The organism is Neisseria sp. CCUG17229 (assembly GCF_047839235.1).
Taxonomy (GTDB): domain Bacteria; phylum Pseudomonadota; class Gammaproteobacteria; order Burkholderiales; family Neisseriaceae; genus Neisseria; species Neisseria brasiliensis.
In genome coordinates this window covers 910,713-936,757 of sequence record NZ_CP181247.1, presented here as the reverse complement: position 1 = coordinate 936,757, position 26,045 = coordinate 910,713, and the positions used below count along the sequence as shown (strand labels likewise).

General features: G+C 49.3%; 25 protein-coding genes. 11 read left to right on the top strand and 14 right to left on the bottom strand.

Annotation, left to right across the window (positions count from 1 at the left end):
* Positions 1–33: 33 nt before the first annotated feature.
* The 5 genes from ACM67B_RS04430 (at position 34) to ACM67B_RS04410 (ending at position 8,327) form a co-directional block, all read left to right on the top strand.
* Positions 34–1,371 (top strand): enolase C-terminal domain-like protein, encoded by a 1,338-nt coding sequence (locus ACM67B_RS04430; protein ID WP_416190316.1) that lies wholly within the window; start codon positions 34–36, stop codon positions 1,369–1,371.
* 350 nt (positions 1,372–1,721) lie between these two features.
* Positions 1,722–3,050 (top strand): glucarate dehydratase, encoded by a 1,329-nt coding sequence (gene gudD / locus ACM67B_RS04425; protein WP_416190315.1) that lies wholly within the window; start codon positions 1,722–1,724, stop codon positions 3,048–3,050.
* A 131-nt stretch (positions 3,051–3,181) separates the two neighbouring features.
* Positions 3,182–4,567, top strand: coding sequence for a GntP family permease (locus tag ACM67B_RS04420; RefSeq protein ID WP_416190314.1), 1,386 nt, complete (start codon positions 3,182–3,184; stop codon positions 4,565–4,567).
* A gap of 227 nt (positions 4,568–4,794) precedes the next feature.
* Positions 4,795–6,453: a DNA repair protein RecN gene (gene recN / locus ACM67B_RS04415; protein WP_416190313.1), complete on the top strand. Its 1,659-nt coding sequence runs from the start codon at positions 4,795–4,797 to the stop codon at positions 6,451–6,453.
* A 458-nt stretch (positions 6,454–6,911) separates the two neighbouring features.
* Positions 6,912–8,327, top strand: a complete 1,416-nt coding sequence (locus ACM67B_RS04410; RefSeq protein ID WP_416190312.1) for an SLC13 family permease — start codon at positions 6,912–6,914, stop codon at positions 8,325–8,327.
* Between the two features lie 82 nt (positions 8,328–8,409).
* Here ACM67B_RS04410 and ACM67B_RS04405 read toward each other — a convergent pair whose 3' ends face one another.
* The gene (locus ACM67B_RS04405) at positions 8,410–9,171 is read right to left on the bottom strand and encodes an IS3 family transposase (protein WP_416190311.1); all 762 of its coding nucleotides are present in this window, start codon (positions 9,169–9,171) and stop codon (positions 8,410–8,412) included.
* Between the two features lie 23 nt (positions 9,172–9,194).
* Positions 9,195–9,551, bottom strand: coding sequence for a helix-turn-helix domain-containing protein (locus ACM67B_RS04400; protein WP_416190310.1), 357 nt, complete (start codon positions 9,549–9,551; stop codon positions 9,195–9,197).
* 136 nt (positions 9,552–9,687) lie between these two features.
* Here ACM67B_RS04400 and ACM67B_RS04395 point away from each other — a divergent pair, with 136 nt between their 5' ends.
* The 5 genes from ACM67B_RS04395 (at position 9,688) to ACM67B_RS04375 (ending at position 13,850) form a co-directional block, all read left to right on the top strand.
* On the top strand, positions 9,688–10,197 hold the full coding sequence (locus ACM67B_RS04395) for a peptidylprolyl isomerase (protein ID WP_416190309.1): 510 nt from the start codon (positions 9,688–9,690) through the stop codon (positions 10,195–10,197).
* A gap of 177 nt (positions 10,198–10,374) precedes the next feature.
* Complete coding sequence (locus tag ACM67B_RS04390; protein ID WP_416190308.1) at positions 10,375–11,208, top strand: neutral zinc metallopeptidase; 834 nt, start codon at positions 10,375–10,377, stop codon at positions 11,206–11,208.
* Between the two features lie 239 nt (positions 11,209–11,447).
* Positions 11,448–12,293 carry a 23S rRNA (adenine(2030)-N(6))-methyltransferase RlmJ gene (locus tag ACM67B_RS04385; protein WP_416190307.1) on the top strand — a complete coding sequence of 282 codons (846 nt, stop codon included), beginning with the start codon at positions 11,448–11,450 and terminating at the stop codon, positions 12,291–12,293.
* A 131-nt stretch (positions 12,294–12,424) separates the two neighbouring features.
* Positions 12,425–12,814: a hypothetical protein gene (locus ACM67B_RS04380; RefSeq protein ID WP_095503383.1), complete on the top strand. Its 390-nt coding sequence runs from the start codon at positions 12,425–12,427 to the stop codon at positions 12,812–12,814.
* Between the two features lie 61 nt (positions 12,815–12,875).
* The gene (locus ACM67B_RS04375; protein WP_416190306.1) at positions 12,876–13,850 is read left to right on the top strand and encodes a class 1 fructose-bisphosphatase; all 975 of its coding nucleotides are present in this window, start codon (positions 12,876–12,878) and stop codon (positions 13,848–13,850) included.
* Between the two features lie 67 nt (positions 13,851–13,917).
* On the opposite strand, the gene cls is transcribed toward ACM67B_RS04375, so the two are convergent.
* The 12 genes from cls to ACM67B_RS04315 form a co-directional block, all read right to left on the bottom strand.
* On the bottom strand, positions 13,918–15,411 hold the full coding sequence (gene cls, locus ACM67B_RS04370; RefSeq protein ID WP_416190305.1) for a cardiolipin synthase: 1,494 nt from the start codon (positions 15,409–15,411) through the stop codon (positions 13,918–13,920).
* 126 nt (positions 15,412–15,537) lie between these two features.
* On the bottom strand, positions 15,538–16,152 hold the full coding sequence (gene scpB / locus ACM67B_RS04365) for an SMC-Scp complex subunit ScpB (protein WP_416190304.1): 615 nt from the start codon (positions 16,150–16,152) through the stop codon (positions 15,538–15,540).
* A gap of 34 nt (positions 16,153–16,186) precedes the next feature.
* Positions 16,187–16,534 (bottom strand): hypothetical protein, encoded by a 348-nt coding sequence (locus ACM67B_RS04360; RefSeq protein WP_416190303.1) that lies wholly within the window; start codon positions 16,532–16,534, stop codon positions 16,187–16,189.
* 89 nt (positions 16,535–16,623) lie between these two features.
* A complete protein-coding gene (ylqF, locus tag ACM67B_RS04355) occupies positions 16,624–17,571 on the bottom strand; it encodes a ribosome biogenesis GTPase YlqF (RefSeq protein WP_416190302.1) in 948 nt (315 codons plus the stop codon).
* 107 nt (positions 17,572–17,678) lie between these two features.
* On the bottom strand, positions 17,679–17,915 hold the full coding sequence (locus ACM67B_RS04350; protein ID WP_229436868.1) for a protocatechuate 3,4-dioxygenase: 237 nt from the start codon (positions 17,913–17,915) through the stop codon (positions 17,679–17,681).
* Positions 17,916–17,948: 33 nt separating this feature from the next.
* A complete protein-coding gene (gene rapZ / locus ACM67B_RS04345; protein ID WP_416190301.1) occupies positions 17,949–18,803 on the bottom strand; it encodes an RNase adapter RapZ in 855 nt (284 codons plus the stop codon).
* On the bottom strand, positions 18,784–19,746 hold the full coding sequence (hprK, locus tag ACM67B_RS04340) for an HPr(Ser) kinase/phosphatase (RefSeq protein ID WP_416190300.1): 963 nt from the start codon (positions 19,744–19,746) through the stop codon (positions 18,784–18,786). Before hprK ends, rapZ begins: the two co-directional genes overlap by 20 nt.
* Positions 19,747–19,748: 2 nt before the next feature.
* Positions 19,749–20,198, bottom strand: a complete 450-nt coding sequence (gene ptsN, locus ACM67B_RS04335) for a PTS IIA-like nitrogen regulatory protein PtsN (RefSeq protein ID WP_416190299.1) — start codon at positions 20,196–20,198, stop codon at positions 19,749–19,751.
* Between the two features lie 358 nt (positions 20,199–20,556).
* Positions 20,557–21,450, bottom strand: a complete 894-nt coding sequence (gene ubiA, locus ACM67B_RS04330) for a 4-hydroxybenzoate octaprenyltransferase (protein ID WP_416190298.1) — start codon at positions 21,448–21,450, stop codon at positions 20,557–20,559.
* A 176-nt stretch (positions 21,451–21,626) separates the two neighbouring features.
* Positions 21,627–22,829 (bottom strand): tryptophan synthase subunit beta, encoded by a 1,203-nt coding sequence (trpB, locus tag ACM67B_RS04325; RefSeq protein WP_416190297.1) that lies wholly within the window; start codon positions 22,827–22,829, stop codon positions 21,627–21,629.
* 146 nt (positions 22,830–22,975) lie between these two features.
* A complete protein-coding gene (locus tag ACM67B_RS04320; RefSeq protein WP_100564200.1) occupies positions 22,976–23,569 on the bottom strand; it encodes a DNA glycosylase in 594 nt (197 codons plus the stop codon).
* A complete protein-coding gene (locus ACM67B_RS04315; RefSeq protein ID WP_416190296.1) occupies positions 23,566–24,198 on the bottom strand; it encodes a phosphoribosylanthranilate isomerase in 633 nt (210 codons plus the stop codon). Before ACM67B_RS04315 ends, ACM67B_RS04320 begins: the two co-directional genes overlap by 4 nt.
* Positions 24,199–24,336: 138 nt before the next feature.
* Here ACM67B_RS04315 and mnmC point away from each other — a divergent pair, with 138 nt between their 5' ends.
* Positions 24,337–25,932 carry an FAD-dependent 5-carboxymethylaminomethyl-2-thiouridine(34) oxidoreductase MnmC gene (gene mnmC, locus ACM67B_RS04310; RefSeq protein WP_416190295.1) on the top strand — a complete coding sequence of 532 codons (1,596 nt, stop codon included), beginning with the start codon at positions 24,337–24,339 and terminating at the stop codon, positions 25,930–25,932.
* Positions 25,933–26,045: the final 113 nt, after the last annotated feature.

Here is a 26,045-nt window from a genome sequence, read left to right as displayed (position 1 = left end):
AATCTTTCTATTTAGTCTATAAGGAATGTAAACATGAATACCCAATCCGTACCCAGCATTACCCGTATGCAAGTGATTCCGGTGGCCGGCCACGACAGCATGTTGATGAATGTCGGCGGCGCACACTCACCCTACTTCACCCGCAATCTGGTGATTTTAACCGACAGCGCCGGACACACCGGTGTGGGTGAAGCACCGGGAGGCGAAACCATTTTAAATGCGCTTAAAGAAGCGATTCCGCATGTTGAAGGCCGCCCGATTTCCATTCTGAACCGCATCGTCAACGACATGCACAACGGCTATCTTAACGACGATTACGAAACCTTTGGCAAAGGCGCATGGACTTTTGAATTGCGCGTCAACGCCGTGGCTGCACTCGAAGCCGCACTGCTCGATTTGATGGGGCAGTTTTTGAATGTGCCGGTCGCTGAATTATTGGCAGGCGGCCAGCAGCGTGATGAAGTGACGGTATTGGGCTATCTGTTTTACATCGGCGACGACAAAATCACCGATTTGCCTTACCAACAGCCACGCAGCGGCGCTCATGAGTGGTATGACATCCGCCGCCGTAAAGCGATGGATACGCAATCTGTCGTCGAATTGGCCGCAGCCGCCAAAGACCGCTACGGCTTCAAAGATTTCAAAATGAAAGGCGGCGTGTTTGAAGGTGCCACAGAAATCGAAACCGTGACCTCATTGAAAAAGCATTTCCCCGATGCCCGCATTACGCTTGATCCGAATGGCGCATGGTCATTGGAAGAAGCCATTCAATTGTGTAAAGGCATGGATCACATTCTCACCTACGCCGAAGATCCATGCGGCGCCGAACAAGGCTATTCAGGCCGCGAAGTGATGGCCGAATTCCGCCGCGCCACCGGTATTCCGACCGCTACCAACATGATTGCAACCAACTGGCGCGAGATGGGGCATTCGATTATGTTGCAAGCCGTAGATATTCCGCTGGCTGACCCGCACTTCTGGACGCTCACCGGCGCCAGCCGCGTAGCACAATTGTGTAACGAATGGGGTTTGACTTGGGGCTGCCACTCCAACAACCACTTTGACATTTCTTTGGCCATGTTCACCCACGTCGGCGCAGCCGCACCCGGCAACCCGACCGCACTCGATACCCACTGGATTTGGCAGGAAGGCGACATGACGTTGACCAAAGAGCCATTGGAAATCGTCAACGGTAAAATCAAGCTCAACGGCAAACCCGGTTTGGGCGTGGAATTGGATATGGCCAAAGTCGAAGCCGCGCACAAATTGCATCAACAATTGCCAAGCGGCGCACGCAACGACGGCATTCCGATGCAGTTCTACTATCCGGGCTGGACATTCGACCGCAAGCGTCCGGCCATGGTGCGCTAAACGATTTAATATTCTTTTTAATCATCCGTTTATTTTCTAAATCATTTCTTTAGTTTCAGAAGGCCTTGCTCTATTTTAGGCCGTCTGAAACTTCTGTCTCACTTCACGACCGTTCGTTAACGTTTCGTAAAGAACTTCTTTTTCTTTTTGTCAAATTTTGTAGATTTGCACAAAAAATTGCCGACTACATCAAACTAGATTGATGAATTCGGCCAGTTCCCCGCCCAATGTATTTGCCTATAATAGCCATAGATAAATTGAATGACACAGCATTTCTTTCAGACAGCCTAATCACTGAAAGGCCGTCTGAAACCCCTGATTTTAAACCCATTCGTTTAAGGAGTTGTACTATGTCTACCCCAGTAATTACCGAAATGACCGTGATTCCTGTAGCCGGCCACGACAGCATGCTGTTGAACCTGAGCGGTGCGCACGCGCCTTATTTCACCCGTAATATCGTGATTTTGAAAGACAACAGCGGCAACACCGGTGTCGGCGAAGTGCCGGGCGGTGAAAAAATCCGTCAAACTTTAGAAGATGCGAAACCTTTGGTCATTGGTAAAACCTTAGGCGAATACAAAAATGTGATGAATGCTGTGCGCAACAATTTTGCCGACCGCGATGCTGGCGGCCGTGGTTTGCAAACGTTTGACTTACGCACCACCATCCACGTGGTGACCGCTATCGAAGCAGCCATGTTGGATTTGTTGGGCAAATTCCTGAATGTTACCGTGGCTTCTTTACTGGGCGACGGCCAACAACGCGATGCAGTCGAAATGCTGGGCTATTTGTTCTTCATCGGCGACCGCAAAAAAACCGACCTGCCCTACCAAAACCAAGAAAACGACCCTTGCGATTGGTACCGTGTGCGCCATGAAGTGGCCATGACCCCTGATTCTGTGGTGCGCTTGGCTGAAGCGGCTTATGAAAAATACGGCTTCAACGATTTCAAACTGAAAGGCGGTGTATTGGATGGTTTTGAAGAAGCTGAATCCATCAAAGCCTTGGCCAAACGTTTCCCTGAAGCACGCGTTACCCTCGACCCGAACGGCGCGTGGTCTTTGGAACAAGCCATCCAAATCGGTAAAGAATTGAAAGGCGTATTGGCTTATGCGGAAGACCCTTGCGGTGCCGAACAAGGCTACTCAGGCCGTGAAGTGATGGCTGAATTCCGCCGCGCAACCGGTTTGCCGACTGCCACCAACATGATTGCCACCGACTGGCGTCAAATGGGTCACACCATCTCGCTGCAATCCGTAGATATTCCGTTGGCCGACCCACACTTCTGGACCATGCAAGGTTCGGTTCGCGTCGCACAAATGTGTCACGAGTGGGGCTTGACTTGGGGTTCACACTCTAACAACCACTTTGATGTTTCTTTGGCGATGTTCACCCACGTTGCTGCGGCAGCACCGGGCGACATCACCGCCATCGATACCCACTGGATTTGGCAGGAAGGCAACCAACGCTTAACCAAAGAGCCATTGCAAATCAAAGGCGGTTTGGTAGAAGTGCCGAAAAAACCGGGCTTGGGGGTGGAGTTGGATATGGACCAAGTGGCCAAAGCGCATGAATTGTACAAAAACATGGGTTTAGGCGCGCGTAACGACGCAATGGCCATGCAATACCTGATTCCGGGCTGGGAATTCGACAACAAGAAACCTTGCTTGGTACGCTAAAACAACAACACCTGTTTGACGGGTCGATGATGCAGACCGTCTGAAAAACGGTCTGCATCTTTAGTAAGCTTGTCCGACAGATTAATAAGCAATCATCTACATTTGCTACTTTTATACATAAAGGAAAAACTATGGAAGCCACTGTAAGCAGCGGCCAAATGCTCTTGGGCTTGGCTGTGGGTATCGCCCTTCTGTTGTTCTTGGCCATGAAAACGCGTATTCACGTTTTTGTCGCTTTGATTTTAGCTTCATTAACCACCGGTATCATCGGCGGCCTGCCGTTTGCCGATGTGATTAAATCCATCACCAGCGGCTTCGGCAGCACGCTGGGCAGCACCGGTATCATCATCGGTTTGGGTGTGATGGTGGGTGCCGTGTTGGAGCGTTCCGGTGCCGCTGAGCAAATGGCGTTTTCCATCATTAAATTGATTGGTAAAGCCAAGGAAGAATGGGCATTGGCCTTAACCGGTTATGTGGTGGCGATTCCGGTATTCGCCGACTCCGGCCTGATTATTCTGACCCCGTTGGCCAAATCTTTGTCCCGCATGACCGGTAAGAGTGTGATCGGTTTGGGCTTGGCCATGGCCACCGGCTTGCAATTGGCACACGTTTTCATTCCACCTACTCCGGGTCCGCTGGCTGTTGCCGGTATTTTGGAAATCGACATGGGTGTGATGATTCTGTGGGGTATTTTGCTCACCATTCCAACCCTGATCGTATCGACTTTATACTGTAAATGGCTCGGCAAAAAAATCTACATGATTCCGAACGATGAAGGTGAATTCGACCGCAAAGAATTTAAAGAAGAATACATCCGCTCGATTGAAAACATGGAGCAAATCTACAAAGACAAAAACCTGCCGGGTGCTGGTCTGTCATTTGCCCCGATTATCATTCCATTGATTCTGATTTTAGGTAACACCACCGTCAGCTTCCTGAAAATGGAAAACGCCTTTGCCTCATTCTTCAAAATCGTCGGCCATCCGATTATGGCTCTGATTATCGGTCTGCTGATTGCCTTGTATGGCTTGGGGCGCAGCTTGAGCAAACAAGAAATCAATAAAGCGATTGAAGATGGCGTGAAATCTACCGGTATGATTCTGTTTATTACTGGTGCGGGTGGTGCTTTGGGTTATGTTGTACGCGATGCCGGTATCGGTAACGCCTTGGGTGAAGCTGTATTGAATGTCGGTATTCCGGGTATTTTGATTCCATTCGTGATTGCCGCTTTGATGCGTATCTCTTTGGGTAGCGCGACTGTGGCACTGATTACCGCCGCCACCCTGACCGCGCCTTTGGTACCACAATTAGGCTTGAACCCAACTTTGGTTGCCATGTCCACTTGTGCTGGTGCCGTATCGTTCAGCTACTTTAACGACAGTGGTTTCTGGGTATTTAACGGCCTGTATGGTTTGAAAGAAGTCAAAGACCAATTTATGGCCAAAACCATGATTTCCTTCATTGGTTCAGGTGCATGTTTGGCGCTGGTTTTGGTATTCAACGCTTTCATGTCTTAATCTAGTTCTTCTATACATCAAAGGCCGTCTGAATTTCAGACGGCCTTTTTTACAACAAATAAAACCATAAAATTCAACACTTTAAAAATAAATTCAACAAAATCAGCAATAAAATATATAAAATCTTATTCCAATTACGAAAAATCTTAGTTAAAATAAACCCATCTAAAGAAAACCGTTTAAATTATTCTTTTCAGACAGCCTTTATCATACTAAGGAATACCATCATGTTGCTGGCACTCTCTTTACGCGATTTCGTGATTGTTGAAAACCTAAACTTAGATTTCCAAAACGGCTTTACTGTGCTGACTGGCGAGACCGGTGCCGGTAAATCCATCACGCTCGACGCGCTCGGCCTGCTTTTAGGCGACAAAGCTGATTACAGCCAAGTGCGCAACGGTGCCAAAGAAGCGCAACTTTCCGCCTTATTTGATATTGGCAGCCTGCCGCAATTGCAAGCCCAATTGCTCGAACAAGGCTTGCTGGAAGATGATGCGGAAGAACTCAACATCCGCCGCATCATCGACGCCAAAGGCAAAAGCCGCAGCTACATCAACAACCAAGCTGCTACTTTGGCGCAGCTCAAAACCATCGGCGAGCAATTAATCGATATCCACGGCCAAAATGCCCATCATTCCCTAAACCAAGAATCCGCCCAGCGCCAGCTTTTGGATGCCTTCGCCGGTGCATTGGAGCAGGCAGAAAGTGTGCGCCAACAATACCAAAGCTGGGTTGCTGCCAAAAAATCGCTGCAAGAAGCGCAAGAGCAATCCGAAAATATCGCCATCGAGCGCGAACGTTTGGAATGGCAGTTTAACGAATTAACCCAGTTCAACCTGCAAGCCGGCGAATGGGAAACTCTTAGTCAAAGCCACGACAGCTTGGCGCACTCTGCCGAATTATTGCAAATAGCCGAACAAATCGGCGAAAACATCGACGGCGACAACGGCATTCAGCGCCAAATCTACCAATGCCAAAAATTGCTCGGCAACCTGCAAAACATCGAACCGCGCTTTGCCGAAAGCCTGAATATGCTCGCCAGCATCGAAGCCGAATTAGGAGAAATCAGTGCCAATATGCGCGATGTAGCCGGTCGCACCGATATCGATCCTGATGAATTGGCCGAACAAGAACGCCGCATGGCCGAACTCATGAGCATGGCGCGCAAATACCGCATCGAGCCGGAAGCCCTACCGGATAAATTAGCCGAAATCGCCAGCCAGTTGGAAAGCTTACACGCTGCTGCCGATTTGGAAGCTTTAGAAGCAGCCGTTGCGCAACAATTTTCCGAATACCAAGAAGCTGCGCACACACTATCCGCCATGCGCCATCAAGCTGCCGGCCGATTGAGCGCCGAAACCACCGAGCATATGCAACACTTGGCAATGAAAGGCGCACGTTTCGACATCGTTTTGCTGCCATCATCACCAACTGCCCATGGCTTGGAGCAAGTGCAATTCCAAGTAGCTGCCAACAAAGGCAGCGTATCGCGTCCATTAAACAAAGTTGCTTCGGGCGGCGAATTGGCGCGTATCAGCTTGGCCATCCAAGTCGTATCCAGCCAATACACCCATGTACCGACCTTGATTTTTGACGAAGTCGATACCGGCATTGGCGGCGGCGTGGCAGAAATAGTGGGCAAAGCCTTGCGCGCTTTGGGCAAACAACATCAAGTCTTGGCCGTTACCCATTTACCCCAAGTGGCCTCATGTGGTGAACATCATTGGCAAGTACGCAAACACAGCGAAGGCGAACAAACCGTCAGCGAAATCCGCGTGTTAAACGAACCAGAACGCGTGGAAGAAGTGGCCCGTATGTTGGGCGGTGAAATCATCACCGATACGACACGCCACCATGCCGCCGAGCTACTCACCCTTGTTGCTTAACCAATTCCAAATAAACTGATTTTTCCAAATATACTTAAAAGTTATTAATTGAATTCGCAATAATGCCCATTATGATGAGACATCTCATCATAATGGGCATTATTATAATTGTTTCAAATAAAAATCCATCTTCATCATTGCCTTTTTAACAAAACTGTTTTTTCGTCACAAAATTCAGCTGTGCCTTTCCTTTTCTTGCTTTTTCTGCAATCTGTATGATTCGAAAAGCTAAAATTTTCGTATCAATCACCCATTTGTTTTATAAACAAAATTTAGAATTAATTAAAATAATAGTAAAATTTTTTTACATTATGTTTACACTATCTTCAATTACAAATATACTTCTATTCAATTATTACTATTATCTTGATCTGAACAAATTAAATTAAGTGATTGATAATAAAATAATCTTCCCAAAATCCTGTCTTTTTCAATTCACTCTCACAAAGGAACGCAGTATGGATTTACATGCAAAAGACAAGTCCGAACACGCGGAAAACGTTGAGCTGCTCAGTGCGCAAAAGCCGATTACCGACTTTAAAGGCCTGATTATCACGCTTGCAGCCGCAGTCCTCTGCTACGGTATTTACCACATTCTGCCTTATGAAACCAATGCCAACAAAGGCTTGGCTTTACTGCTTTTTGTCGCGATTTTATGGTTTACCGAAGCGGTACACATCACCATTACCGCGCTGATGGTCCCAGTGGCCGGTGCGATTTTGGCATTCCCGGAAATGGACATCAAAAAAGCCATGGCCGGTTTTGCCGACCCGACCATTTATATTTTCTTCGGTGGCTTTGCCTTGGCAACCGCCATGCACATGCAGCGTCTTGACCGAAAAATTGCCGTCAGCCTGCTGATGCTCTCTCGCGGCAATATGAAAGCCGCCGTCCTAATGATGTTTGGTGTAACCGCATTCTTATCTATGTGGATCAGCAACACCGCCACCGCCGCGATGATGCTGCCATTGGCAATGGGTATGATGGATCACTTAGATAAAGAAAAAGACCGCAAAACCTTCGTCTTCGTGCTGCTGGGTATCGCCTATTGCGCCAGTATCGGCGGCCTGGGTACCGTAGTTGGTTCCCCGCCAAACATGATTGCTGCTAAAGCATTGGACTTAGACTTTGTTGAGTGGATGAAGCTTGGTCTGCCGATGATGCTGCTGATTTTGCCACTGATGCTGCTGGCTTTGTTTATCATTCTGAAACCAAATTTAAATGATCGCGTTGAAGTCAAAGCCGAAGTAATTCCGTGGACCTTGCACCGTGTCATCGCCCTGTTGATTTTCTTGGCAACCGCCTGTGCATGGATTTTCAGTTCGAAAATCAAAGCTGCATTCGGGATCGCCAATCCGGATACGGTGATTGCCTTGATGGCTGCGATTGCTGTGGTGGTATTTGGCGTAGCGCAATGGAAAGAAGTTGCCCGTAATACCGACTGGGGTGTCTTGATGCTCTTCGGTGGCGGTATCAGCCTGAGTGCATTGCTGCAACAATCCGGCGCTTCACTGGCTTTGGGCCAACAAGTGGCAACTACGTTCTCGGGTGCACATCCCTTGTTGGTGATTTTGGTGGTGGCCGCATTCATCATCTTCCTGACCGAATTTACCAGTAACACCGCCTCTGCCGCGCTATTGGTACCGATTTTTGCCACCATCGCCGCACAAATGGGCTTGCCGGAGCAAGTATTGGTATTCGTCATCGGCATCGGTGCTTCGTGTGCATTTATGCTGCCGGTGGCCACGCCGCCAAATGCGATTGTGTTCGGTACCGGCATGATTCGTCAGAAACAAATGATGAATGTCGGCATCTTGCTCAACATCATGTGTGTATTCTTAGTGGCTTTCTGGGCATACTTCGTATTGATGTAAACAATCGCTTGATTCTCTGATTCAAGGCCGTTTGAAAATAATTGAACTGTCCCCCAATTCTTGGACAAATTAAAAATCTTTCTCAAACAGCCTGTTCAAGCTGGGTCCTGTAAGCCACAGGACTCAGCTTTTTTAAATTCAAACTAATACGTTCATGATTATAGTAATGTATGTAATCATCTATCACTTTGGTCAACTCTGCCACCGATAACACACCTTCCTGATAGAAGCTTTCCACTTTTAATGTCCCGAAGAAACTCTCCATCGGTGCATTGTCCCAGCAATTCCCTTTGCGCGACATGCTCTGCACAATGCCTTTCTCCGCCAGCTTTTCCCGATAAGCCTGAGTTCGGTAAAGCACACCTTGGTCAGAATGCAGCAGCGGGGTCTGCCCTTTCAGACGGCCGAATGCCTTATCCAGCATCTGCATCACCATCTTGCTGTCCGACTTTCTACTGAGCTCATAAGCCACAATCTCACGATTGAATACATCCAATATCGGCGATAAGTACAGTTTGCCGTCGGTACATTTAAACTCGGTCACATCGGTCAACCATTTATCTCCCGCTTTATCAGCAGTGAATGCACGCTTAAGGATGTTTTTCGACGTTTCTCCTATAACTTGCGGACGATAGGCTTTTTTGTTGCGTACTTTGGCTTTTAGCCCCAATAGTCTCGCTTTCTTTTTATTCCACGACAATACAGCGCCAATCCGCCGTTGGCCGTAGCGACCTTTGTGTTGGTGATAGACTTCACTCACCGCCGCTTTGGCTTCTATATCGGGATCGGATTTACCGATGTGGTAGTAGAAACTGCTTTTGGGTATGCCGGCACTGTGCAACAAGTATTTCAGCAGGTGCTTCGCCCTCAGCGTTTGAACGGTTTCGCAACTTTGGTGGCGTTCTTTTCGTTGAGGGCTTTCATGTGCTTTAGGTAGTCGATCTCCGCCCTCATGTAGCGTAACTCTTCAATCAGCTCTGCCTGAGTTTTTTCATGGTCGGGTTTGTCGACGATAAAGGGATTGTTGCGTTTGGTCTGCGTAGTCTTCATAAGCGTAGCCTGTGGGTGCTGAAGTGCGGCTATACCGCCTTGACGGTAGGCGGCAATCCAACGGCGCAGGTGTGTGCGGGAGACGTTGAAATGCTCTGCGGTGCGCTGTTGGCTGTGCACTTGATGGTAATGGAGTACGGCTCGGTATTTGAAGTCTAGTGTATATTTGGACATAAGAAAACTGCACCTTTCTAAAGTTGGGGGGGGGAAGTGTCCAACTTTTGGGGTGCAGTTCATAATTCTTTCAGACGGCCTTGAATTTTCTCTGGTACACTCCATTTTTTCAAAGATATTTAACGAAAGGAAACCCATGATTATTCTACACACCAACAAAGGCGACATTAAAATCGAATTGGATTTTGACAAAGCACCTGTAACCGCGGCCAACTTCGAACAATACGTCAAAGACGGCTTCTACGACGGCGTGATTTTCCACCGCGTCATTAAAGGCTTTATGATTCAAGGCGGTGGCATGGATGAAAACATGAGCGAGAAAAACACCCGCGAGCCGATTCAAAACGAAGCAGGCAACGGTTTGTCTAACGACAAATACACCATCGCCATGGCGCGTACTTCTGACCCACACTCTGCCAGCGCGCAATTCTTCATCAACACCGCCGACAATGCATTCTTAAACCACCGTTCAAAAGAAATGCACGGCCGCAATGTGGTGCAAGAATGGGGCTATGCCGTATTCGGTAAAGTGATTGAAGGCTTTGATGTCGTGGACGCGATTGAAGGCGTATCTACCAAACGCCACGGCTACCATGACGATGTGCCGACAGAAGCGGTCATCATCACTAAAGCTGAAGCAGTTTAATCGTTAATTCATTTATGCCGTCTGAAACCTTTCAGACGGCATTTTTATTGACTGCATAACAAGCATATGATTTCGCATAAAATTTAAATCATCATCTGACCATTTTCACGCTAACAGAATTTTCTATTGTCACGTATAATAAACAGCAAGAACCATGACCCAACAAGGAATCGACACATGAAATGGCAAGGACGCAGACAAAGCTCAAATGTAGAAGACCGTCGGGGCAGGAGCGGAGGGGGCGGTGGTAAAACGCCCGGCATCATCGGCATCATCGTATTGCTGGTCGGCGCTTATTACGGTATCGATTTATCCGGCCTAGTTGGCACGCCAAGCGCGGGCATGAGCCAGCAATCTACGCTCGACAGCAAATTGGAAAGCCAATTAAACGAGCTCTCACGCGTAGTTTTGGCCGATACCGAACAAACTTGGAGCAAAATTTTTGCCCAACATGGCCAGCAATACCGTCCGGCCAAAATGGTGCTCTACACCGGCGGCACATCCACCGCTTGCGGCACCGGTCAGGCGGCCATGGGACCTTTTTATTGTCCGGGCGACCAAACCGTTTACTTGGATTTGTCGTTTTATGAAGACATGCGCACCAAACTGGGTGCGTCCGGCGATGCTGCCTTTTCCTACGTGATTGCCCACGAAGTCGGCCACCATGTGCAAAACCTGTTGGGCATTTTGCCGCAAGTAACCCAAGCGCAACGCGGTGCAAGCAAAACCCAAGCCAATGCCTTGTCAGTGAAACTCGAATTACAGGCCGACTGCTTTGCCGGCATTTGGGCGCGCGATTCCATCAATCAAAACCTGCTCGACACCAATGACGTGCAAGAAGCCATGCTGGCTGCCGAATCTGTGGGCGACGACCGCCTGCAGAAAAAATCGCAAGGCTATGTGGTTCACGACAGCTTCACCCACGGCTCATCTGCCGAGCGCATGGCATGGTTGAAACGCGGTATCGACAGCGGCGACATCAACCAATGCAATACCTTCGCCACCAATTAATTTTGAGTTTAAAAAAGCCGTCTGAATTGTTCAGATGGCTTGATACTTTTGCAAAACCCTAAATTTGAGTGCAGTTCAAAGTTGTAGCAGCGCATCATAAAGATAGGCAAGCTTTCGAGCAGCGCACAACGAAGAAATTTGCCAAAGATAGGCATTTTGCAAAGGTCTCGGTTTTATTGAAATCTGCCGCACCAAGTTTGCTATAATCTTTTCTCTTATTCATTTTTCAGACGGCCATCATGCTCAGCTATCGCCACGCCTTTCATGCCGGCAACCATGCCGATATGCTCAAACATTTCACCCTGTTTCTCGCCTTAGAATATTTCAACCACAAAGACAAACCCTATTGGTATATCGACACCCACAGCGGCGCGGGTTTATACGATTTGGGCAGCAGTGAAGCACAAAAAGTCGGCGAATATAAACAAGGCATTGCCCTGCTCAACCAAGCACAAAACCTGCCCAGCGAGTTGGCCGAATTCACAGGCCGTCTGAAACAAATCCTACCGCAAGCAAACCTCTATTGCGGTTCTCCTTGGCTGGCACAAGCGCTCACGCGTGAAAGCGACAAGCTGCGTCTGTTTGAACTGCATCCGAGCGATTTTCAGCATCTGCAAAACAATATGCGTGAAGCTCGCTTAGGCCGCCGCGGCATCATCAGCCAAAGCGACGGCTACCAAGGTTTGATTGCCCTGCTGCCACCACCTACCCGCCGCGCCGTGGTGCTAATTGATCCGCCGTATGAAGAAAAACAGGATTACCAGCGCGTGGTGCAAACATTAAAAGACGCACAAAAACGCTTTGAATCCGGCTGCTACATGGTGTGGTATCCATGCTTAAGCCGCGAAGAAAGCCGCAAATTGCCGGAGCAATTACAAAAGCTGTCGCCGCAAAATTACCTGCACGCCGAATTACACGTCCACACCCCACACGCCGACGGCTTCGGCATGCACGGCAGTGGTATGTTTATCATCAACCCACCCTATCTTTTGGCCGAACAACTGCAAAACAACCTGCCTGCGCTCACCGATATTTTGGCGCAAGATCAAGGGGCAAAATTTGTGTTGGATTATCAAATTAAATAAATCCTATCCTCTTTAGGCCGTCTGAACGATTCAGACGACCTAGCTTTTATATGTCCCACTAATCGTTAAAGATAGCCTACACCCGCGTTTTCCATTACAATTAACTACATCTTTTCAGACGGCCTTACATCATGCGCCCACGCCTTTATTTGCTTGCGTTATCCCTTACCCCATTCTTGTTAAGCTCATGCAGCGGCGCGGAAAACGATCCCATTTCCCAAGCCGTCAACGAACAAATGCGCAATGGCTTTATCACCGTGGTTTCCGAGCAATGCGTCAACCGGGTTCCGCAAGACCAGCAATTCGTATCGGCAGAAAAAGTTCGCCAAATCTGCGACTGCACGGCCGGTAAAATGTTCGACAGCGTTTCCACGCAAGACTTAACCGATATGCTCGCCGGTAAAATCAGCCCCGAACTCACCGACAAACTCAGCAGCGCTGCCATGGCGTGTGCGGAAGAAAGCATCAGCCAACCTGAAGCGGCATCAGCCGTGGCTTCGGAAATTACGCCAGCGCAATAAAACTGGGGTAGGCCGTCTGAAATCAAAATTCCATGACTTTTATTGAAGAAAAGAGTGTGACATGACTACTTTAGCGCAATTTTTACCACAACACCTGCAACAAAACAACGTACCTGCCGAATTGGGCAGTGTGTTGCAATCCGTTGTTTCTGCCTGTGAAGACATCAGCGATAAAGTCCGCTTGGGCGCATTGGCCGGTGTATTGGGCATGGCCGGAACGGGTAACGTGCAAGGCGAAGACCAGAAAAAACTCGATGTCATTGCCAATGATGTATTGATTGATGTATTAAAAAGCAACCCAAATGTCGCCGGTTTGGCGAGCGAAGAAGAAGACACCTTTGTCGCTTGCAACGAAAACGGCGGCTATTTGATCTTGTTCGACCCGCTTGATGGTTCGTCCAATATCGATGTGAACATTTCCGTTGGTACCATTTTCTCGATTTTGGCCAAACCTGAAGGCACGTTGAACACCGAATCTTTCCTGCAAAAAGGCCAAGACCAAGTCGGCAGCGGCTATGTGTTATACGGCCCGCAAACGCAATTGGTGTTTACCTTGAAACACGGCGTATTCGTGTTCACCCTGAATGAGCAAAACGAATTTGTGTTGACCCAAGAAAATCCGCAGATTCCGGCAGCCACCAAAGAATTTGCCATCAATATGTCGAACCAACGCCACTGGTTCGCACCTATGCAACAATACATCGACGAGCTTTTGGCCGGTGAAACCGGTGCGCGCGGCAAAAACTACAATATGCGCTGGGTTGCCAGCATGGTCGCTGAAATCCACCGCATCTTAATGCGCGGCGGCGTGTTTATGTATCCGCAGGACAAACGCGACCCGAGCAAACCGGGCAAACTGCGCCTAATGTATGAAGCCAACCCGTTGAGCCTGGTCTTCGCCCAAAGCGGCGGCATGGCCAGCAATGCATTGGAAGACATTCTCAGCATCCAGCCAACCGGCCTGCATCAACGTGTGTCAGTCATCATGGGCAGCCGAGAAGAAGTAGAACGCGTTAATGAATTGCATAAAGCTTGATAGTTAAACCGATTTTATTTAAATCACTAGAAAAAAGGCCGTCTGAAATTTCAGGCGGCCTTTAATATTAAAGCAATGGACTCATCAAACGCACCACGTTTTCCACCAAAATCCACCATTTAGAGCGTTGCTGCCATTCATCAGCAGAAATATATTGACTGTCGGTCAGATAGCTTTGCTGCAAATCATAAATTTTCTGCGTCATACCGTGGTCGTAAATCGCCAAGCTGATTTCCAGATTCAGGAAGAAACTGCGCATATCCATGTTGACCGTGCCAAACAGCGCGTAATCGTCGTCAATCGTCATGGTTTTGGCATGCAACAAACCGCCGTCGAACAAAGCCAGTTTCACGCCCGATTCGAGCAGCATCGGATAATAAGCGCGTGAAGCATAATGTACCATGGTCGAATCGACCTTGGCGGGTACAATCAGCGTCACGTCCACACCGCGTTTGGCGGCAGAAGTCAATGCCAGCAGCAGCGGTTCGTCGGGCACAAAATACGGCGTGGTGATGGTGATTTGATAAGTAGCAGCATAAATCGCGCTGACAATGGTTTCGTAAATCACATGGCTGCTTTGCTCCGGAGCAGACGGAATCACTTGCGCGATGACATTACCCTGCTTCATTTTTTCAGGCAGCATTTGCGGGATGCGGTCTTCATGCTGCTTCAAGTATTGCTGAATACCTTGCAGATTTTCATCATCTTCCACCGCCAAATCAGCAAAAAACACCGCCGCCATTTCCAACACCATCGGTCCGGTGCAGCGCATCATCACATCAATCCACTCGCCCACACCGGAATCTTGTTTGAAATAGCTGGGGTCAACTAAATTAAAGCTGCCGGTGTAGCCGATTTTGCCGTCAACCACTAAAATTTTACGGTGGTTGCGTAAATCGGTGCGGGTGAATAAGGTTTTGAGCAAGCCCACCGGCAAGGCACATTCGATTTCCACACCGGCCTGACGTAAACGCCCGACCCAATAGCTGTTTAAAAAATCACGACTGCCCACGCCGTCGGCTAAAATCGCGCAATCAACGCCACGCTGCGCCGCCTTCATCAACGCTTCCAGTAATTTCTCAATCCGCCCCTGCGCATCGATAATATAAAACGCCATCATCACCGATGTTTCTGCTTGTTCGATGTCGGCAATCATGGTGTCGATGATGGTGTCGGTGGTGGAAAGCAAGGTCATGGCATTGCTTTGCGTTGCGCCCAAGCCGGTGGTGTGCGCTGCTACTTGGCTGATGCCGTGCAGATGCGGTTTCATTTTACCGCTGATATCGAGATGGATGTCATGTAGGTATTTGTCGGCAAATTGGCCGTAAAAGCGGTTCATCTCGCCGCTACGTTTGGCGCGCGCTGTGCCTAAGCGCGGTTCGCCAATTAAGATGTAGGCGATGGTGCCGAACACGGGAAACAGAAACAAAATAATCAGCCAAGCAAACGTCGAGCCAATGTTTTTCTGTTTGTACAACACGCGCAGCATACAAGCCAAAGCTGCGGTAGTGTGGATGACGACAAAAATTTCCGTCCAAGTAATGTCTTTTAAAAAAGTCATGCTGCAAATCAGGAAAATCAGAATAAGGGATTATACGCCAATCCTATACGACCACAGTCAGCAGAATGCTGACTGCTGTTACCTGCACGTCACGATATTATTCAATCTGTCTTAAATTACTAGACCTTAGTTCAAGAGCAGCCTTACCTCTTCGACAGATTCTGTTTGCTTGTCATCTTCATCACCGATGGGCGGTATATCCATTATATCCGGCAGTATCAACTCACCTAATTCAGTTAATGGCGGCAAATCCTCCAAGCTGCCTATATTTAAATCACTTAAAAAACGCACTGTAGTGGCCCAAAGCGATGGTTTGCCGACTGAATCACGATGCCCGATGACTTCAATCCATCCCCTATCCTGCAAAGTCTGCATCACATTTTGCGATACCGCCACACCGCGAATGCCTTCAATATCGCCACGCGTCACCGGCTGCTGGTAGGCAATAATCGCCAGCGTTTCCATCACCGCACGTGAATAGCGCGGTGCACGCTGCTCTTGCAAACTGCCCAATCGCTCAAACGCCGCCTGCGCAATCTGAAAGCGCCAGCCTTCATGTGTGTGCACCAATTGCAGCGCACGGTTTTGCCAGCGTGTTTTCAAATTCGACAACACATCAATCAACTTATCCTGCGACAACGGCGGCACACACAATTCGCGCATCGCTTTTTCGCTTAAAGGCTCGACTTGTGTGAGCAAAGCCGCTTCAATCAGTGCATCGGGAGAAATTCTTTCGTTCATGTTAATCGTCAATCTTTTCGGACGGCCTCAACCGTCAAAATACGCCAAAACCTTTATTTTGCAACAGATGAAATCCGCGCTGCTGCGCTTTATTCAGATTTTTCTCATCAATCATATAAACATTGATATTTGGTGTACCGCCGCCACAAACCGCCGGAAATACCACACCATGCAACACATCTGCACGTGCCGTATAAACCTTGATGCCATCTAATTCTCGCAGCATTTCCTGTACGCTCACGCCACTGCCACTGCCGCATTGTCGCGAACCATCAGATTTATATACCAAGATGCGCTCCGTCTGAGATGACCGGACGTCTGAAACAGCACATGCGGAAAAAAGCAGCGGAGTACATAAAAAAGCCAGATATTTTAAATACATGGACATTCCTTATTTAATTCAAGCGGTGGCTTTACATCTCTATCCTACTTCTTTCAGACAACCTTGATCAATTCAAGGTCATCTGAATTTCATTCACCATTTTCCTGCGGCTTATGCCCTTTGCGCTCTGCTTTTCTCGCTTCGCGCATCGCCTTGAGCTCAGCTTCTTTTTGGCGGGCTTTTTTCAGCCATGCTTCCCATTGGTTTGGCGTTTCCAAGGTAATGCGGCCAATTTGGCCGTCACGGAAATCGGTCAGGATATTTTCCGCCGCTTTTTGGTAATTGATGCGGCCGCCGCCAAGTAAGGAACCGCGTTTTTTAGCAATCCATTCAAACCATGCCACATCGTCCCAATGGCTGCTTGGGTCTTTATCGGCCTGGTAGCGTTCTTGCAAAAGCGGCAGATAGTGGCGGCGGAGGTAGTCTAGCAATTCGAGCGCGACTTCTTCTTCATCCAAGGCATTACGGCCAACGGCGCCACTGGCGGCCAAGTTGTAGCCGGATTCTTCAACGATGATTTTCGGCCACAACATACCGGGGGTATCGTATAACCAAAAATCATCGGCGAGAAACAATCTCTGTTCGGCTTTGGTGATGCCGGGTTCGTTGCCGGTTTTGGCTGATTTTTTGCCGATCATGCCGTTGATTAAGGTGGACTTGCCGACATTGGGAATGCCGCAAATCAATACGCGCAACGGTTTGTCGAGGCCACCGCGGTTGGGCATCATTTTGCGGCAGGCTTGGGTAATTTTGGCATGCGCACCTTTTTCAGATGAATCGAGTGCGATGGCTTGGGTGTCGGTTTGGCTGTTGTAGTGACTGAGCCAAACTTGTGTGCGCCCCGGGTCGGCAAGATCTTGTTTATTTAAAATTTTAAGCTTGGGCTTACCGCGCGACAGTTGCGCCAATAAAGGATTTTCACTTGAAGCGGGCAAACGCGCATCAAGCATTTCGATGACCATATCGACGGATTTGATGCGGTCACCGATGGCTTTTTTGGCCTTGTTCATGTGGCCGGGGAACCATTGGATTGCCATGTTGTACTTTCTATAATAAGGTATTGTTTAAGGTGGCTGATTCAGCATGAAAGGCCGTCTGAAAAAGGATTTTAACCTTTTCAGACGGCCTTTGGTATGTTTCATACTTACATATTACCGGTAATGTAGCGGTAATAGCCGGCTTCATCCATACATTGTTCCAACGATTTCGGTTGCTTGCCTTGCTTGGCATCATGATTGGCTTGTGAAATACAGATACGCTGTTGGCGGGCAACATCGCTTTCGCTCATACCGGTTTGATGCCAACGGTATGGACTGACGGTGGTGTTACAGGCTGCCAACACTAACGCAACGCATAATGGGAACATGATTTTTGCAGTCATGATTGTGTCCTTTATATTGAGGCCGTCTGAAAATCAATGGCCGGCAAGGTTTTGCGCTTGGCGGTGGCGCACCATTAATTCGTATTTTCCAGCCAGACGCTCGGCCAGTTTCTCCACCACATACACAGAACGGTGTTGGCCACCGGTACAGCCGATGCCAATCGTCACATAGCTGCGACTTTCCTGCTGCATACGCGGCAACCAGCGGTTAATGAACTGATCGATGTCGTTGACCATTTCTTGCGCCAGCGGCTGCTGGTCAAGATACTCTTGAATTTCTTTATCCATACCATTAAACGGGCGCAATTCCGGATCATAATAAGGATTGGGCAGACTGCGCATATCGAACATAAAATCAGCATTGTTCGGCACACCATATTTGAAACCGAACGATTCCAAAATCACCAACAAACCGTGACGCTCAATGTTGAGCCATTGTTGCACCGCATAACGCAATTGCTGGGCGTTCATTTTCGATGTATCAATGCAATAGGCCATCTGGCGCAACGGAAACAACCATGCGCGTTCTTCACGCAGGCTTTCAAGCAAAGTTAAATTGTGGCCGGATAATGGGTGACCGCGGCGGGTTTCGGAAAAGCGGCGCACCAATACACTCTCCTCCGCCTCGATAAACAACACTTCAACCTGATGGCCTTGTTCGCGTAAATATTGGATTTTCTCTTCGGCTTGATCGATGTCGATTTTGGAACGGATATCAACGCTCACGCCCAAGCTGTCTACTTCATCACGCGTAACATGATACAACACCAATGAAGGCAGCAACTCTAGAGGCAAATTGTCAACACAGTAATAACCTAAGTCTTCCAGCTGTTTGAGGGCAACAGATTTCCCCGAACCGGAAAGGCCGCTAATTAATACTATTTTCATGGCTTTGCTCGTTCTCTTTCAGCAGTGTTTGATGGCGTTCTAAAAATTCCCGCGTGCTGTCTTTTCCGCGCAACTGCAAAATATAATTGCGCACAGCAGCTTCAACCAATACCGACAAGTTGCGGCCAACTGCTACAGGCAGCATGACCGAGCGGACATTGACGTTGAGAATAGATTCGGTTTCAGTACGGATACTCAAGCGATCAAGCTGCTTCATGTATTCGTCGTCAGCGGGAATAAGGTTAATAATTAATTGCAGAACTTTTTTCGGGCGAATTGAGGTTTCACCGAAAATATGACGGATATTCAACACGCCCAAGCCGCGTACTTCTAAAAAATCACGCAACATCGGCGGGCAGCGGCCTTCCAACACTTCAGGCCCGGTACGGAATAATTCGACAGCATCATCAGCAATCAAGCTGTGGCCGCGTGAAATCAGCTCCAAAGCCAACTCACTTTTGCCCAAGCCGGAATGGCCGGTAATCAATACGCCAACTTCAAATACATCCAAAAATACGCCGTGTTTGGTGACCGATGTGGCCAACGTGCGTTGCAGATAAATCCGCAACACGTCCATCAAATACGGGCTTTCCAATTTGGATGTCAGCAGCGGAATGCTGTTGGTGTGGCAATAATCACGCAGTTTAGACGACACGGGCAAGCCGTTGGCCACAATCACCAAGGCCATCGGAATATCGAATAATTCGCCGAAATCGTAATTGAGTTCGCCTGATTCCAAGCGACTCAGGTATTCGGCTTCCGCCACACCGACCACTTGAATCTGATTGGGGTGGATAAAATTCAAATGGCCGACCAGCGCCAAAACGGGCTTGTCGGCCTCAACACCGATGCGGTTATCCGCGCCTGAATTACCTGCGGCCCAAGCCAATTGCAGCTTGTGCTGATTATCGGAATACAGACGGCGGACGGATATACTCGGCATAGTTACTCTTCAGTTAATAATTTTTGCACTTCTTCGGCATTCGAAGCCGTCATCAAGGCTTCACGCACGGCTTTTTGGGAAAACTTGCCGGCCAGTTTCGACAAGACTTCCAAATGCTCACCGGTAGCGTTTTCCGGCACCAGCAAAACAAACACCAGCGAAACCGGCTTGCCATCGGGCGCGTCAAAAGAAATCGGCTCTTTGGTACGGATAAACGCACCAACCGCTTTTTGCACGCAGGTATCGCGGCCATGCGGAATCGCCACACCCTGCCCCAAGCCGGTGGTGCCTAATTTTTCGCGGGCAAACAGGCATTCAAACACATCTGCACGCGGCAGCCCTGCTTCGTTTTCCAACAACAAACCAACTTGTTCAAACAAGCGTTTTTTGCTGCTGACTTCCACATCCAATTCAATATGGGACAACGGTAGAATTTCGCCAATCAGGCTCATAGGAATCTCTTTTAAGAGGTAGCAAAACAAGGTGGAATTGTACCGACAGTCGGCACAAATCTCAATCCTAAGTGTACAATTTACACTAAAAACCTTACGCTTTCAGACGGTATTTTAATGATTTTTAACATCAACAGCTTGCTTTACTTTTATACTAACTCATTAAAATAAAAGAATTATTTAAATTCTAATCCATAATATATGCCATTAATCCGTACTATTTCTCAAACCAGCCACAATAGATTTTCTAAATTCCGTTAACCTGTTTCAATCCGTCAAATTTATTTAGCCATAAAAATACCCGCCTTAACGACGGGTATTTCAGGTGGCCTTCACGCCATTTTTCTGAAACCAACTTTTACCAATAATGACCGAGCAAGCCTAAAAACCAAGCCAAGCCAATGCGGTTGTTTTCCAAGAAGATACGAAAACATACTTGGCGGTCGCGCGTTTTAATCGCCTGATATTGGTTCATCTGCCACCAAACCGTCACCGGCAACATCAGCCAATAAGGCCATGTCGCACCAATTTGCACACCCAATGCCACCATCAGCACAGTAAATCCGAAATGGAACGCCATGGCTGCCGCAATATCATGCTGCCCAAAAGTGACGGCCGATGTTTTGATGCCGATTTTTAAATCATCCTCTTTGTCAGCCATGGCGTAAATCGTATCGTAAGCCAACGTCCACAAGGCATTGGCAACAAAAATCAGCCATGCAATCGGGGGCACATCATTGGTAATAGCGGCAAACGCCATCGGGATGCCGAATGAAAATGCCAAGCCCAGATAAAATTGCGGAATCGGGAAAAAACGCTTGGTAAACGGATAAGTCATCGCCAAAAATAAAGCAGGCAAACTCATCAGCCAAGTCAGCGCATTCATCGGCACCAAGCACATTGCTGCCATCAAACACAAAACTAAGGTCAGCAGCAAGGCTTCGGCCTTGGTAACTTGTCCGCGAGCAAACGGACGGTTTTTCGTGCGCTCGACCGCACCATCAAAATCCCGATCGGCAAAATCATTGATCACACAACCGGCGCTGCGCATGAGAAATGTGCCAATGGTAAAAGCAAAAAAAACGGTATGCCCTGGATAACCTTCAGCAGCAACCCACATCGCCCAATAAGTCGGCCACAGTAATAATAACGTACCGATGGGTTTTTCTACGCGCATAAGTCGCGCATAAATCAAAAGGCGCCCGACCGCATAACGTGGTAATAAGCGCAGCAGTAATCGTCTTATGTTCATGTGTGAATGGTAAAATTAAAAAATTATGACAAAAAAGATATGTTTTTCAAATAGGTTTTATCTCGTATTATAATCCAAACATAGCATCACAACCTGCTTGGACAATAGATGTTTGCCATTTTTATTTTAAACAAGAAAGCCGTCTGAGTATTTCAGACGGCCTCTTTTCATCAAAATTACAATTCAATGCCCTTTAATGTTGCCACGGTATTGATGTCTTTGTCACCACGACCGGACAAGTTCACCAAAATCACTTGGTCTTTACCCATTTTCGGCGCGTTTTCTAGCGCCCAAGCCAAAGCGTGTGCGCTTTCGAGTGCCGGAATAATGCCTTCAAATTGACACAGCAAATCAAACGCGTTCAGAGCCGCTTCGTCATTGGCCACGGTATATTCCACGCGGCCGATGTCGTGCAGGTGGCTGTGTTCGGGGCCGATGCCCGGATAGTCCAAACCGGCCGACACCGAATGCGTGCCTAAAATTTGGCCGTCTTCATCTTGCATCAAATAGCTGCGGAAACCGTGCAACACGCCAATCGGTGCGCGTGAAGTAATCGGCGCGGCGTGTTCCGGTGTATCCACACCATGACCGCCCGCTTCCACACCCACCAAGCGCACGTTTTCTTCGCTGATATACGGGTGAAACAAACCAATCGCATTCGAGCCGCCGCCCACGCAGGCCACGGCAACATCAGGTTGTCGGCCGATGGCTTCCTGCATTTGCTTTTTGGCTTCGTTGCCGATGACGCATTGGAAATCGCGCACCATTTCAGGATAAGGCGCAGGGCCGGCGGCGGTGCCGATGATGTAGAAAGTATCGTCCACACGAGCTACCCATTCGCGCATGGCTTCGTTCATCGCATCTTTCAGGGTGCGGCTGCCGCTTTCCACGCCAACCACGTTCGCACCCAATAATTTCATGCGGAACACATTCGGCATTTGGCGCTGAATATCATCTGCACCCATGTACACATCGCAAGTCATGCCGAAACGCGCGGCTACCGTGGCCGAAGCCACACCGTGCTGACCGGCGCCGGTTTCCGCAATCACGCGCTTTTTGCCCATGCGCTTGGCCAACAGCGCCTGACCAATGGTGTTGTTTACTTTATGTGCGCCAGTGTGGTTTAAGTCTTCGCGTTTCAACCAAATCTGCGCACCGCCCAAATGCTCGCTCAAACGCTCGGCATGGTAAACCGGGCTCGGGCGGCCGACATAATGTTTCAAATCATGCTCGAATGCCGCCCAAAATTCAGGATCCTGCTTCGCTTCGGCGTAAGCCTGTTTCAATTCTTCCAGCGCGGGAATCAGCGTTTCTGAAACATACAGGCCGCCGTGTTCGCCGAAAAAGCCCTGTTGGTCGGGTGCTTGATAATTTTGCATGAATGAATTCCTGTGTGGGGGTTCAGACGGCCTGATGGATATTTAGGCCGTCTAAAAACAATAATTTTAATGAATGCCGATTATACACATATTTTTCGTGTGAACGCGCTTATCCGCGTGCAAAAATCCTTGTTTTTTCAGACGGCCTACAATAAGCCTGCAAACTCAAAAAACGCCCGATACGCCGCCGTTTTCTTGTCAAAACTCAAAGGATACGCGCGTGAAGTGGACGGCAAACGTGTCAGCGTCAAGGCGCGGCCTTGGTACACATAATCGATGGTTTCACCCGTTTTCGGTAACGCGGTTTTCTCGGGCAGCAAACCGAGCAACACTTCCGTGGCCTTACCGCCGGTGGTAAACACATGCCTGCAATGCGGCAGCTTGTGCAACACCGCCGCCAAATCCACCGCCTCGACCACTTTCAAAAACTTATCCGAAGCGTTGTTCTGTTCGCGCACGGCTTTCCACACCGTCGGGCACGAAGCAATGCCGCGCTCATGCAAAAAAGCGATAATCTTTTCCGCATCAAACGCTTTTTCAGACGGCCTTTGAAAATGCGTTTTGTCGCCGAAAAACACTTCGCCGTAAATACGCCACATATCATTCTGAAAATTCGGGTAGTGAAACTGCATGGCGCGTTTGTCGTCTTTGGGCGGAAACGTGCCCATCATCATCGCCGTAGCATTGGGCGGCAGAATCGGCGGGAAAGGATGGGTTTCTACGATGGGTTCGCTGCTCATCGCTGCATACCCACTTCTGCCACTGCTTGCAAAAACGCCGCCATTTTTTGCGCATCTTTAATACCGCCGCTGCTTTCCACTCCGCCGGACACGTCCACCGCCGTCGCGCCGCTGATTCGTACCGCTTCGGTCACATTGCCGGCATTCAAGCCGCCTGCCAACACCCACGGTTTGTCGCGGTAATCGGCGAGCAGTTTCCAGTCAAACTGTAAGCCCGTGCCGCCGTATTCATTGGGGTGATACGCGTCAAACAACACCGCGCGGGCATGAGGGAATTTGCTTGAGGCCGTCTGAATGTCTGCCGCGTTTTGCACGCGCACGGCTTTCAGATATGGGCGGTCAAACTGGCGGCAAAATTCATCGTCTTCATCACCGTGAAACTGAATCACATCAATCGGCACTTGGCGCAGCGTTTCACGGATTTGCTCGGCTGTTTCATTCACAAACAGCGCCACCACCGTCACAAACGGCGGCAATGCAGCCACAATCGCTTGCGCCTGTTGAATATCCACCGCACGTTTGCTCTTGGCAAAAAACACCAGCCCGACAGCATCCACGCCCAATTGCGCCGCCACTCGGGCATCTTCAGGACGGGTAAAACCGCAGATTTTGGTTCGGATTCGGGTCATGCGTGTTCCTTAGGTTCAGCGTTTCAGACGGCCTATTATAAAGCAAAGGCCGTCTGAAAAATAAGCGCTTTTGCGGCAGCGCAATCAACAAAGCGCATTTCCGCATTACAATACGTATTTTATTCAGACGGCCTCATCATGAATTACCTTGCTTGGAACGGCATCCCCACGCTTGCCGAACTCGTGCGCACGCTCGACAGCCATGCCAAACCGCTTTATTGGGCGGTGTGCCTGCCTGATCAGAAAATACCGCTATTCAGGCCGTCTGAAAACCCTTGCGCCTTAGAGCAAACTTTGGCCGAAGCCATTGCGCACAAAATCGGCTGCCTGCAATTCAATGCCATGAATGTGCTGGCCAACGTGTTGCCCGATGTGCATTTGTGGCTGGCGCCGTCTGAAAGCGCTGCCGATATTCAAACGCATTTTCCACACGTTTTGCAATGGCAAACCGCGCCCGTCACGCAACGTGAAACCACAGTCAAACCGTGGTTCCGCCCGACGGAAAACCAAGCCAAACCCACCAGCGCCATCGTCATCGGTGCAGGCATCGCCGGAGCAGCCACCGCGCGGGAATTGGCCGAACACGACGTGCGCGTGACCGTGCTTGAAGCCAAGCATATTGCCAGCGCTGGTTCGGGCAACCGCCAAGGTTTGCTGTATGCCAAAATCTCACCACACCCGACCGAGCAAACCGAATTGCTGCTGGCGGGCTACGGCCACACGCGGCGGCTGTTGGCCGATTTGCTGCCCGAACAACACGCTTGGGGCGGCGATGGCGTGTTGCACGTCAATTTCAACGAAGCCGAGCGCAAACGCAATCAGGCATTAGGTTTGCAGCACCATCATGCGCATTTATACCGCACCGTTTCCCAGCAAGAAGCGGCAGAAATCGCGGGGATCAATATTGGTTCAGACGGCCTCTATTGGCCGCATGGTGTGTGGCTCAATCCGCCTGCTTTGGTGCGCGCTTTATTGAATCACCCCTTGATTGATGTGCAAGAACACGCGCCGCTGCTTTTCGCCGAATTTGATGGCACGGCTTGGACGGCGCACACCACGCAAGGCAGTTTCACCGCCGAACACCTGATTTATTGCATGGGCGCGCACAGCCCCAACTCACCCGAGCGCAACGTGTCCGCGTTGCCGTTTCGCCAAATCCGCGGTCAAACCGGTGTCGCCAAAGCGAGCGCGTTGTCGGCCAAACTGCGTTGCGCCGTATCGGGAGAAAGCTACATCAGTCCGAGCTGGCAGGGGCAACACTGCTACGGCGCGACGTTTGTGTTAAACAGCAGCGATGAAGCGTGGCATCAACACGAAGAATCAGCAAACCGCGCCGCTTTGCATGATTTACAGCCCGCTTTGGCTGATTCCCTGTTTTCAGACGGCCTCAATCCTTTGGCCGAAGCCCACGGTCATGCTGCTTTGCGCTGCGACAGTTTGGATCATTTGCCGATGATCGGTGCCTTGGGCGATATTGCCGCCATGCAGGACGTGTACGCCAAGCTGGCTTTGGACAAACATTACCACCTGACCGACCCCTGCCCTTACCTGCCCAACGTCTGGCTCAACACCGCTCACGGCACGCGCGGTTTGGCAACGGCACCGATTTGCGCCGCATCGCTGGCGGCGGAAATCTTAAACCTGCCGCAGCTTTTATCCCCTCGCCTGAAAGCCGCGCTGCATCCCAACCGCGCCGTGATTCGGGCGATTGTGCGCCATCAGTCGCTGCTGTAAATAAAAGCTGCTGAAAAATAATCCTGTTCAAACGGCCTTTACACTGTCTTAAAGCGCCGATTTCCCTTAAAATACCGCCTGAACAAATGACCGCATGATTTGCATTTATTTAA